The organism is Clostridium sp. 1001283B150225_161107_B6, from assembly GCF_015556325.1.
Classification (GTDB): domain Bacteria; phylum Bacillota; class Clostridia; order Lachnospirales; family Lachnospiraceae; genus Enterocloster.
In genome coordinates, this window is sequence record NZ_JADNMD010000002.1 from 324,184 (window position 1) to 336,660 (window position 12,477).

Genomic DNA, 12,477 nt, shown 5'->3' on the forward strand with positions numbered 1-12,477 from the left:
CTTTTATACTCTTGTTTAGTGTGTGTTGTAATTGAGAACGAAATAGGAGGTTATTGCAATGATTTTTACAAACCCTGTGGTAATTGCAGTTATTGTGTTGCTGGTTCTCTGTTTCCTGCGGGTGAACGTGCTGCTGGCCTTGATATGTGCCTCTGTAGTGGCTGGCCTGGTTTCAGGAATGGACATTGGAACCACTATGTCTACTTTCATCTCTGGCTGCGGTACTGCCCCGGAAACCGCTATTGCCTATGTGCTGTTGGGAGGTCTGGCTTCTGCAATCAGCTACACGGGTGTGTCCGATATTTTGGCGGTGAAGATTGCCAAATGGATCAGCGACAAACGGCTGGCTTTTATTTTCCTACTGGCTTTCTTTGCTTGTTTTTCCCAGAACCCTATTCCTGTCTATGTAGCTTTTATCCCAATCCTGATTCCTCCTCTGTTGCTCGTAATGAACAAGCTGAAGATCGACCGGCGGGCGGTGGCTTGCGCCCTGGGCTTCGGCCTGCGCGCACCTTATGTAACCATCCCTGCGGGTTTTGGAGCTTTGTATCACGGTATTTTGGCCACTAATATCACTCAGAATGGCATGGAGATCGGCGAATTGGATGTCTGGAAGTACACTTGGCCTCTGGGTTTGTCCATGCTGGCCGGTTTGGTCTTCGCTGTTTTGGTGTTATATCGCAAGCCTCGGGTATATAAGAACATTAAGGGAGTAGCGGCGGACCTGGATAGCGTGGACACCACTCTTACCTATAAGCATTGGATTGCTTTGCTGGCCGCCATTGCCACTATGCTCATCCAGCTATTTACTGGTTCCTTGCCTCTTGGGGCTATGGTTGGATTGAGCGTTATGTTTATCACCCAAGCCGTTAAGTGGTCCGACATGGACAAGATTTTGGATGGCGGCGTCAGCTGATGGGATTTATCGCCTTTGTCATGCTGGCCTCCAATGGTTTCAGCTTAGTGCTCAGCGAAAGTAATGCTGTGGCTGAACTGGTCAAGAGTTCCCTAGTATTCATTGACGGTAACAAGTTCCTGGGTGCTTTCGTGATGATGCTGGTGGGCCTAGTTATCGTTATGGGTACCGGCACCTCTTTCGGTACGGTGCCGGTTCTGTCTGTGCTATATGTGCCCCTGTGTTCCGAACTGGGCCTTAGCTTGGGAGCAACCCCCCTTTTGATCGCAGCAGCAGCCACCATAGGCGACACTGGTTCCCCGGTGTCCGACACTACTCTGGCACCCACAGCTGGACTGAATGCCGATGGCCAACACAACCACATATGGGATACTTGCGTGCCTACATTCATCGCATCGGATATCCCCATTTTTATCCTGGGATGCCTGTGTCCATTGTTCTTCTAAGGTACTAGGTGTACATACTTCCCCTTTTTCTTTATTGATCGGGCCGTCCTTTTTGATTTTTTTGTGCGCTCTATGGTAGAATAGATTGGTTGATCGATGGTGTCCTATCACCGTGGCGCGCTGTTTTGGAGCAAACGGTTTTCCGCTAAATATGCTTACCTGATTTTAAAGAGAGTGCTTGGTACACCGCTGGTTGTCGGACAGTAAAGCTTTCGAAATCGTATATTTGTAAACAGTATTAACGTTTGAGTAGTTTTCGAAGAGATGGGCTTATGAATTCATTCTTGTGTCAGGATCAAGCTTCAGCTGATATCGGAAATATGAATTGAAAAAACTTTCTAATTTTCTAAGTGGCCGATTGAACAATGTTTTGATGAATGCAAGAGCAATCTAGAAAATTTTTTGTTTTTATTTGGTTGGGGAGGGGGCATATGCTGTTTGTAATGATAAGCTATCTGTTTGTCACTCAGATACGGAAAATCTGTAAAAATGCAATCCCATTGACAATACCGATGGTAATAAAACTAATGCATGGAATGATCGTATATACAGTAACTGATATGAAAAAAGTAAGTTATCATATACGCAGGAACCATAATGCATATCTATCACATCGAAAAGCCAAAATTTCAAAAAGTTCACTGTAGCACCAGGTTCTAATTTTAAATTCTTCTTACTTTGGCTAGATATTGTAAGGATTTGATGTAATTTAACGAAGCAATTTTCCACATACTCACACTAAAATCTTAGTTCTATTTTTTATGAAGTCCTTGTGAAAATATCAAAACCAATGGGTAATATGTTGCGCAATGCCTGGTCAAATCTAAACTTTTCAGAGGGAATAGATTTAGCCTGGCTGCTCCAAGGGAAAGGCTGGAGATAATACAAGTTGATGATTTGTAGTTTGGTATATATAAACGTCCTTCCACCATCCCAGAATCTCAAAAAAATAAATGCTGTCAACCACTATTTTCCCCAAATCTACTAAGGTTTCCTATCTCTAAAAGCCTACCACAAGATTTTACAGTACTTCACCATTTATTTCACATTTATCTGCATTAGGTTATATATTTAGTTTATTATCACGGTGATGCTTTTAAGTCCTGTGTTTATCTGGGAGTGCAGCTGGAATATTGAGGGAGTAAAAGCAAATTTTAACAATAACAGATTAAAACAGTCGAAAAATGAGATTGGTGTTCCCTGACATTTGTTGGATGTATCAGACCGTTGCCCCATGGGGATCCACAGTTCCCGTACTAATCTTCTGCAAATATTGTTATCTACCGTAGTGTGATCGTGTAAGGTGGTTGACAGCATCCATTATGGAAAAGATTTGCTTCGCTATAACTGTATTTTCTTACATAGTAGATCCTCGAGGGTGAACTTTCGGATCTTGGTAAGCCGGTAATAATATCTTTTCAAAGAGATGTCATACTGTCCGCACCATGGCTGATTTGTCAGTTCAGAGGCATCCTATTGTCAGATTATATTGGGCCAGTATTAAAGTTTTACCTGTTTATCAGGCTCCAAAGAAGAAAGAAGCATGAAATAGGTTCTTTTATAAGCAAACTTCAAAAACTATCATTTTGAATCCAAAGCCTCAATCTCCTTTCCGCGTATAGACAACAGCTGAATAAAGTAATGAATGTATTTAGGAAGCTCTCTGTGTTTCTTATATCCGACAAAAACTCGGCTGATTTCGTTTTTTCCATAGGTAAAAGCATAGTACTTCACGTTGCTAAGGTCTACCATAGACTTTTTATACTGTTCACGGTTGAACGCAAGTCCGTAGCCTTCATTAACTAGCCGGATCGCAGTCTCGAAATTACGTATCTCCATCTTATTGTAGGTGTAAAAATGCTGCTCCAAAAATACTTTGTCTATGTACTGTCTCAAGCTCTGCCTAGCTGTTGGAAGAATGAAAAATTCATCTTGGCAGAAATTTAGGTCCAGATAGCGGTAGTGGGAACCAGGCATCTCCACTGCCCGGGCATTCAGAGAGTGATCGGCTGGTATGGCGATCAGAGGACGGTCAACATAGAGAATTTTATTAATTAAATCTTCCCGCGGCTGTTCTGCATTATATAGAAGAAGCTGAATCTGATTGGACTTGAGAAATTCTTCTAAATCAGTTTTGACGCCTTCTTTTACATCGATCCTAATATTGGGATAGCTCATTTTAAAACGGGCCATGACTGTGGGGAGAAGAAGCGGTGCTCTCCGGAGTTGGACACCAATGTGCAACACCCCATCTACATGGTTTTTCAGATCACCTAAGCTAGCCTCAAATTCTTGCTGAAGTGATAACATTTGCTTAGCTTTATCCACATACAGTTTCCCGGCGGCAGTGGGAATAAATTGTTTTTCAACCCGGTCGAACAACTTAACTCCAAACATTTTTTCAAGATTATTAATATACAGGCTTAAAGCGGGTTGGGTGATAAACAGTTTTTCAGCGGCTTTCGTTATGTTTCCGCATTCTGCAATGGTGCAGATATAGAGTTGTTCCTTCAGGTGCATAACGCCTCCTTTCTGAAATTTATACAGCATTTAATTCTTAAAAAGATTAACTATAATCATTTTTATTATGATAAAACAAAATTGTAGTATACAAAATAGAAAGAGTGATTTCTTTGCGGAAAATTAACGTTATAGTTTCTATTTGTTTTACTAATTTCCCAAAATAAACAAATTGAATTATAATAATCTCAACTCAATTAATATTTTTGTTTATTAATCTAATGAATTTATGAGATTAATAAATGAAATTAGCAGAACAGCAGTTCCGAAAGCTAGCCGGCGGTTTAAGGAGGCTGAACATGAAGGGAGAGATATCTATGAAAGAACGTTTATACGGCTATATTGACAATATTGGAGAAGAAATGTTCAAAATGGCCGATCAGATTTTCGATCATCCGGAACTGGGACTTGAGGAGGTCAATGCATGTAAATGGCTAACCGACTGGCTGGAGAAAGATGGCTTCGAGGTGGAAAGAGGAATAGCTGGCGTGGAGACCTCCTTTAGGGCGATATATCGTCATGGGGAAGGAGGGCCTAATATCGGTTTGCTCTGCGAATATGACGCCCTGCCTCAGATTGGGCATGCATGTGGTCATCACATGCAAGGCCCCTGTATTCTTGCATCTGCAGCAGCGCTTCGTCATTCGGGGATTGAAGGGAATTATACGATTACGGTTTACGGTACGCCTGCGGAGGAGAGTGTAAGCGGCAAAATCATGATGATTAAGGGAGGATGTACATTCGAGGAGTTGGATGTAGCTCTGATGATGCACGGGGGAAATTACACGCAGACGGATGTCAAATCCTTGGCGTTGTCTAAATTCCGAGTGGAATATCAGGGAATCAGCGCCCATGCTGCGCTTAAACCAGAAGCAGGACGAAGCGCGTTAGATGCGATGATTCTGGCATTTCAGGGAATCGAGTTCTTAAGAGAACACGTAGATAGTGATGTCAAGATTCATTACACCATACTGAACAGCGGTGGCACCCCTGCCAATATCGTGCCAGCCAGCACTACCGCTAGCCTGTATGTGCGCTCTTATAGTCGAACCTATCTGGATACGGTCATTGAACGACTAAGCAAGGTTCTGAGAGGGGCAGCTATGATGACGGAGACAGAGGTGAGAATCATGCCAGAAAAGGAAGTAGATAATAAGATTCCAGCTATCCGCTTGAACCGTCTTATAATGGATGAGGCAGAACGGGTTGGAGCACCCCGCCTGGCGCCGCCTAGAGAGAATACTGGTTCAACCGATTTTGGAAATATTCTTCATCGAATTCCAGGTTCTTGTATCCGAGTGGCTTTTGTTCCAGATGGAGTTCCATCCCATTCACAGGGCTTTGTGGATGCGGGGAAAACGCCGGAGGCCCACAGCGCAATTATTTACGGGGCCAAAATTCTTAGTGGGACAGCGGCAGAGCTTATAATGAATCCGGAATTGCTGAAAGAGATAAAAGAGGAATTTAAACAGAGAGTTGTGGAGGAGAAAAAATAGGGGAGATAGAAATGGAGACTATAAAAAAGAAAAAGGCTTTTAAAATGCCGCATGGCTATGTTGTTATTTTTGCTATTTTGCTATTTGTTTCGTTTATGACGTATCTAATCCCAGCCGGCGAATATCTGCGCGAGACAAATACGGCTGGACAGGAAGTAGTTATTCCGGATTCATTTGGATTTATTGATAAGACGCCAGTACCGTTCTGGGAGATCCCAAACTATATTATGAAGTCATTCACAAAGCAGGCTGATATCATATTTGGCATTCTGATTGTTGGGGCAGGCCTAGAAGTTTTGCTGTCAACCGGCATGTTCCATGCATTCTGCAACCGGCTTTCCAAAGCCTGTTCAGGAAAGGAAAAATGGTTTATTCCTTTATTCCTGCTTCTTTTTGCTAGCATTGGAATCACACAGTCCACAAACAAGTTTATTGGTTTTACACCACTCGGTGTTATGCTGGCGGCCACGCTCGGATATGACGCAATTATGGGCGTGGCGATTGTGATGCTGGGAATTGGAATCGGCTTTAGTTCTGGTATTTTTGCAGCTACTACAGCCGTTGCTCAAGGGCTGGTAGGGCTGCCCGCTTATTCTGGAATTTCGATGCGTATTGTAGCCTTCATTGTTCTTTACATTATCACAGTATTTTATCTGATTTGTTATGGAGAAAGATGTAAGAAGGATCAGACTAAAAGTGCCATCTACGGAGTCCCTGACATTAAACAGTTTGATGTCAATGATATGGACACTAAAGTAGAAAAACGACATTATCTTGTGTTAATTGTATTCCTAGCCTCTTTCGCCGTACTGATATATGGATGTCTTAAATTTGGTTGGACCCTACAGCAAAATGCTATTATCTTTATGTGGATGGGAATTTTGAGCGGCCTAGTATACGGATTTTCGCCCAGCAAGATTGCCTCCGAATTTGTAAGAGGAGCTAAAGGAATGATATCCGCAGCGCTGATCGTGGGACTTGGTGCTGCTTGTACATTGATTATGGATGAAGCCAATATTCTAGATACTGTAGTAATGGGAATGACCTTAACCATGGATTACCTGCCCACTCTTTTGAAAGCTCCCGCTATGTTAATCATCAATATGGTAGCTAGTGTGTTTGTAACATCAGGTACAGGCCAGGCAGCGGTTGTTATGCCGATTCTTGCTCCAGTGGCGGATCTTTCGGATATCAGCAGGCAGATTCTCGTATTGTCTTACCGTCTCGGAGATGGAATATGCGGTTACGTACAACCGCACGGTGGTTCTCTGATGCCGTTCATCGCGGCCGCGGCAATTCCCTATGACAGGTGGATGAAGTTCTTTGGAAAACTGTGGGGGTTTTGGGTGGGGGCCGCCTGTTTGATTATGGTATTCTGTCAAATCATCGGATATTAGAAAAGGTGTTGTGAATATTTAATTGAAAACGGAAGCATCGTTTTACCGTAAAAAGTATTTTATGGCTGAAACGGTGCTTTTCCGATTCTTGGATTGTCAGACACGATCAGAACATTAAACAGAACACCAATTGTACAGAAACTTGCACAAATGTTTAGTGGCATTAGATAACTAAAGTTTACTGTAATTAATCATGAATTTTTGTATGAAAGTGCGCCTGCTCTCGCTCTATGATGGGGGCACTTTTCTGTGTAGGGTTCCAATATTTACTGATTTTAGATATGCCAAATAAGTCTCCACATGACCGATTATTTTTACTATGATATACAGTGAAATATTTAGGAACGGAAACGCTTGAAGTTTCGGCTATTGTAGTTACTTTATTTTAATACCTTCATCTTGTTGTTAAATCCTTCTGTGGCCCATGGGGTAGCCTGTATTCAAAGGTATTCAGGATTTTATCTTGTCAGGAGTGGTAGCTCCTGGCACAGTTCTGAAATCGCTTAATCTCATAGCTCTGTGCATTCGCGATTCAGCTTTCAAACTCCTCCTTCTGACAGTAGGCCTTCATGGCAGATAACATAATACCATTCTTCCATACAGTGCACCAACTATATGGGGTTCTTTTGTGAATGCTCATCGAGTGAATGAATTCTCCAGGATTAAAGTGCTTTCGACTTTATCCTGGGAAATGTAAAAATGTTGATTTTTTTCTCAGATGACTTTTTCTCAGATAATGTTCTTACAAAGAAATTTTAGGCAGTAAATTATTGTGTATCTTTATATACATGGCATTTATCTTATTTTATTACTTACCAACTATGGTGACAGCACTGTCCAAAATCATGTTGACATGTGGACGATAAGCGTTTCATCATAAAAACCTTGTCTATGATTATAATTCAAGAGTTGGGATAATCATCTACAATTAGGGCATTATAAATACTTACAATTAATAAATGATAGAAGGAGTAGAATAAGATGAAAAGAAACGGAAAGATAAGAAAAAGAATTGTTACTCAGGAATCTGTGAGTAAATATTGTGAATGGCTTTATGGATGCGAAAAAAGCAGTGGAACCATTAAACAATACAGGTACTATTTAATGCTGTTTATGCAATACATGAGTGGGAAGAGTGTGGAGAAAAGGGATGTAATTATGTGGAAGGGGATATTGAGAGAAAGAATGGCTCCGGTAACGGTCAATAGTGCATTGGCAGCGGTGAATGGATTTTTTTCATATAACGCATGGCAGGATTGCCGGACTAAATTTTTAAAGGTAAGCCGCAGAGTATTTTGTCCGGAAAACAGGGAAATAGATAAGGATGAATATGAACGTTTAGTAAAAACTGCATACAAAAAGGGAGATGAAAGAATGGCTATGCTTCTTCAGACCATATGCGCTACGGGAATACGGGTTTCTGAAGTTCCCTATATTACGATAGAAGCGGTAAAGGCTGGAAAGGCAGAAGTTGAATGCAAAGGGAGAATAAGGACTGTTTTCTTGACTTCCCGTTTGTGCTATATGTTGTTGGATTACGCAAAGAAAAGTCATATTGATAGCGGGATGATTTTTGTGACAAGAAGCGGAAAGGCGCTTGACAGAAGCAATATATGGAGAACCATGAAAAAACTGTGTGAAGGAGCCGATGTATTATGGGATAAGGTATTTCCGCATAATTTTCGTCATTTGTTTGCCAGGCTCTATTATGAACAGGAAAAAAACCTGGTTAGGCTTGCGGATATATTAGGGCATAGCAATATTAATACAACAAGGATTTATACAATGGAAAGCGGACGCAACCATATGAGACAATTAGAAAAACTTGAAGTATTGTTTGACTTTTACAACAATTTTTCTCTTTTGTTGTAAAAACATTCATACAACCATAATTATTTTACTACATATTTTGAAAGAAGTCTACAGAAATTCTTAATAAATATTGTAACTATGATGTTTTTCGACATAATAAAATGGCCAACTGATTTTTTACGAGGTTGGCCTATTTGTATTGCCTGCATCTATAAATTTTAGATTCTAAAAAACTTTGTCTATTAGGTTTTCGCCTTCCTTCCACTGAATTTTGAAGTGACTTTACAACAAAAGAGAAAATTTGTTGTAAAGGGAGAATTATTTATGAAAAGAATTCATGGGCTATGTTTGTTGATTCTTTTTCTTTGCTTAGCAGTTACATGGAGTCTGCCGGCCTGCGGAATGAATGCTCAGACTCAGATGAAGGATATAGAGCTTGAAAAAAGAGGCAGACATGCTGAGGAAATGACCGGCAGAATTCCCGATTATGAGGTCTGCGGAGATAAAATGTAAGAACTGATTGAAAACAGCGAGGAACTGTCAGAATGGAAGGATTCAGGAGTTGTTTTTGGTACAATGGAGGATGCTTTGTCATTGGGCCGTTATTTTTATCGCTACACATATCTCGGAAAACAGGAGATCCGGCTGGCGGTGGGAGAGAATGGGGACAGGGCTGTTGTTTATGTGCAGTGTGATGATCCTCACCAGGCTGTGATACAGCATAGGCAGACAGAGGACAGGCTTTACGATATTGTAGCGGAAGGAGCCTACATGTCTGAAAGAGAGAAAGCCTTATTTTTTTACGAGTGGGTCTATAGCCAGGTGGAATATGACACGGAACTAAAGAGGAAAACGGTTTACGAGGCTGTAATGGAAGGGCGTTCCGTGTGTTGGGGTCACGTCTCTGCATATCTGATGTTATGCAGAATGGTAGGTATGGACTGTGAACAGGTCTACGGCGGGGGTCACGCTTGGAACCGAGTTTGGATTGATGGGGGATGGAAGCATTGCGATATTACATGGGACAAGAGTACGGGGCTAGGCCGATGGTAACTGGTGCCGGAGGCGAAAATGGAGGAGGGCCCCATGCACAGGACTTTTCTGTAGAAAATGGAGGACTCAGCCATAGGAGAGCTTCGCCAAAGCGTCAGCAGATGAATGAGTTTCGCAGGGTGGAAAAACGGCGGCGGACTCGAAGAAAAATGATACGGTATCTAACAGTGGCAGGTCTGACGGTTGTTGTGGGAATAAGAACTTATTTTTTTGTTTCGGAAGGGGCATCCGGTCAGGATTATATTCAGGTACCGCCGTTGACTGTGGTTTTGGAGAGCACAGAGGCGCTGGGAGGTTCCGAGAAAGTAACAGAGAACGCAGCACCTGTATATGTACCCAAGGACGATGCAGAAGCCGCAGATGCACTGCAGTTGGCAGATAGTTTGCAGACAGGAAACTGGAACGGAGATGCATTGTTTGCAGTAATAGGTGAAAATGAAGTCCAGGAAGCATACATAGGGGAATTGGCTGTGGCGGCCTACTGTGGCTGTCAGTACTGTATCGGAAGATCAGACACCTATGTCACTTGGTCTGGACGACTTCCGATACAAGGAACAACCGTGGCGGCTGACCTTAATGAGTTTGAGATTGGTGACATGCTCAGAATCGGACCGGACATATATCGGGTGGAAGACAAGGTGTCGCCTGGAGCCAGGGAAGCATTATGCCTGTATTTCTCCAATCATGCAGACGCCATTTCGTTTGGCAGACAGATACTGCCGGTTTTTAAAATAAAATCTAGAGAGGAACATTTGGGAGAGCCCTTAGGGATTTTTGAAGTGACTGGTTACTGTGGCTGTGAAAAATGCTGTGGATTGAAAGGTGGATTGACTAAGGCAGAGAAAATCCCGAAGGCCGGGCATACAATTGCGGCAGATCCAGAGGTGCTTCCTATGGGGAGTAAAGTGGAAATTAATGATATTATCTATGTGGTGGAAGATACTGGAAAGCTAGTGAAGGGAACAGTGATAGATATTTATTTCAATACCCACGAGGAAGCGGTGAGGTTCGGCAGGCAGAAAATAAACGTTTATTTAGTTCCATAATTGGACTGCAATGGAAGAATAGGGGGCGGTCAATGTAGCAGAAGTTTTGTGAATGGAAAGATTACCTGCTGGTGGGGTGCCTCAGCAGTTTATATATAGATACAATAGTAGAAAGGAAAGAATGAAATGAGAAAAAGCATGACAGCAATCATGGCTTTAACGTTGTCTGTGGGATTTTCAGCTGCTTTGGGAATGGGAAGCGTACAGGCGGCAGAAGGCTGGACCAAGATAAATGAGGAATGGCGATATTATGACCAGAACGACCAGCCAGTGACACAGGTTTGGAAGCAGTCGAAGGGGGATTGGTATTACCTATCATTGGAGGGAGCAATACTAAAACATCGCATTTTCATGGATCAGGATTGTAATTATTATGTAGATGAAGATGGGCGAAGGGTACAGAGCCGCTGGATTTATGTGGATTCCTCCAATTGCCCTAATGGAGAATTTGAAGAGGGGTGGTACTATTTCGGGGCCAGTGGAAAAGGTTATCGGCGTAAGAACAACAGCTTCAAACGAAACATAGGAGACAGTACCTACATATTTGATGACAATGGCAAGATGCTGTCTGGATGGTTTGACGAGGATGGGAACCCCATTGAGGATTCAGAGATCCCCTTTGTGGAAGGCGTTTACTATGCGAGGGAGGATGGAAGGCTCCTGACTGGGGAATGGCTGGATTATGAAGAGGTAGATGAGAAAATAGGAGGGATTGACCTTGATAGTGAGGTTGCGGGGAGAAACTACATGGATTACGATAAGATGTGGATTTTTTTTGACAGCAATTCGAAGAAGGTTAAAAGTAATGGAACCCGCCTGAGGCAGAAGACTATCAATGGCAACCAGTATGGTTTTGATGAAAATGGCATTATGATTCCTTGGTGGAGTAAGGTAGCCAGTATCAGCAATGCAGATAAGAGTAATCCTAGCAGCGATGTTTCAGCCCGATATTATTCCGGCTATGACGGTGGCGTGCTTCTGAAAGATAGTTGGTTTTGGATGTATCCATCGGAGAATCTGGATACGGAAGATTACTATGATCAGGAATGCAGTTGGTGGCATACAGATGAAAGAGGCGAGGTATATCGGAACCGTATTCGTAAAATCAATGGACGTTCCTATGCTTTTGATGGGATTGGCAGGATGCAGACAGGTTTTGTCCTCTTCGATGGAAAGTCTGAGTTTGTAGCCCGCTATGAAGTGGATGACTGGAGCTCAGAGGATTTTATTGAAGGAACTATATATGGTATTGAGAAATCAGATCTGTATCTGTTCTCTCCGGATGAACTTAATGATGGTTCCATGCAGATTGGAAAGGATATAGCGGTTGAATTGGAAGATGGGGTTTTTCATTTTGGATTTGCCTCCAATGGAAAGGCGTTCGGTAACCGAAATCGGCTTCAGAAAAAAGAGGGCATGTATTATATCAATGGTCTTCGTTTGGAAGCGGATGAGGAGTACGGATACGGGGTTGTAAAAGTAGAAGATGGTGCGGATACCTATTATCAGGTGGTGGACACCAAGGGAAAAGTGATTGAAGGAAAAAAGAAGATTGTAAAGGATAAGGAGGGAGGTTACCTGCTTATTATTCGAAACCGTTTGGTAGCTTGGTGCGGGGATGAGGATAAGCCGAGGTGGAGAAAAGGAGAGGAAGGAACCGGATTTTACCATTATGATAGGGGGAACAAGGAAGACCACTTTGCCGGAGGACTCATTGCGGCTGCGGGCATGGAGCCTGACATTGACGGTTTGCCGGAGGAAGAACGGCTGAATTTTTAAAAGGAGATGAAA

7 protein-coding genes and 1 pseudogene are annotated in these 12,477 nt (G+C 42.4%); 7 read left to right on the plus strand and 1 reads right to left on the minus strand.

Going from position 1 to position 12,477, the window contains the following annotated elements; all coding sequences use genetic code 11:
- Nucleotides 1-58: 58 nt before the first annotated feature.
- Nucleotides 59-1,362 (plus strand): annotated as a pseudogene (locus I2H39_RS06605) (Na+/H+ antiporter NhaC family protein).
- A 1,581-nt stretch (nucleotides 1,363-2,943) separates the two neighbouring features.
- Here the strand turns inward: I2H39_RS06605 and I2H39_RS06610 are convergent.
- Nucleotides 2,944-3,882, minus strand: coding sequence for a LysR family transcriptional regulator (locus I2H39_RS06610; RefSeq protein WP_181988624.1), 939 nt, complete (start codon nucleotides 3,880-3,882; stop codon nucleotides 2,944-2,946).
- A gap of 299 nt (nucleotides 3,883-4,181) precedes the next feature.
- Here I2H39_RS06610 and I2H39_RS06615 point away from each other — a divergent pair, with 299 nt between their 5' ends.
- The 6 genes from I2H39_RS06615 (at nucleotide 4,182) to I2H39_RS06640 (ending at nucleotide 12,465) form a co-directional block, all read left to right on the plus strand.
- Complete coding sequence (locus I2H39_RS06615; RefSeq protein WP_227146773.1) at nucleotides 4,182-5,378, plus strand: M20 family metallopeptidase; 1,197 nt, start codon at nucleotides 4,182-4,184, stop codon at nucleotides 5,376-5,378.
- An 11-nt stretch (nucleotides 5,379-5,389) separates the two neighbouring features.
- Nucleotides 5,390-6,775 (plus strand): YfcC family protein, encoded by a 1,386-nt coding sequence (locus tag I2H39_RS06620; RefSeq protein ID WP_117634090.1) that lies wholly within the window; start codon nucleotides 5,390-5,392, stop codon nucleotides 6,773-6,775.
- Nucleotides 6,776-7,756: 981 nt separating this feature from the next.
- Entirely contained in the window at nucleotides 7,757-8,647 is an 891-nt protein-coding gene (locus I2H39_RS06625; RefSeq protein ID WP_117634091.1) for a tyrosine-type recombinase/integrase, read from the plus strand.
- Nucleotides 8,648-9,163: 516 nt separating this feature from the next.
- On the plus strand, nucleotides 9,164-9,640 hold the full coding sequence (locus I2H39_RS06630; RefSeq protein WP_227146780.1) for a transglutaminase domain-containing protein: 477 nt from the start codon (nucleotides 9,164-9,166) through the stop codon (nucleotides 9,638-9,640).
- Complete coding sequence (locus I2H39_RS06635; protein ID WP_240305378.1) at nucleotides 9,607-10,686, plus strand: 3D domain-containing protein; 1,080 nt, start codon at nucleotides 9,607-9,609, stop codon at nucleotides 10,684-10,686. Before I2H39_RS06630 ends, I2H39_RS06635 begins: the two co-directional genes overlap by 34 nt.
- 150 nt (nucleotides 10,687-10,836) lie before the next feature.
- On the plus strand, nucleotides 10,837-12,465 hold the full coding sequence (locus tag I2H39_RS06640; protein ID WP_330640811.1) for a hypothetical protein: 1,629 nt from the start codon (nucleotides 10,837-10,839) through the stop codon (nucleotides 12,463-12,465).
- Nucleotides 12,466-12,477: the final 12 nt, after the last annotated feature.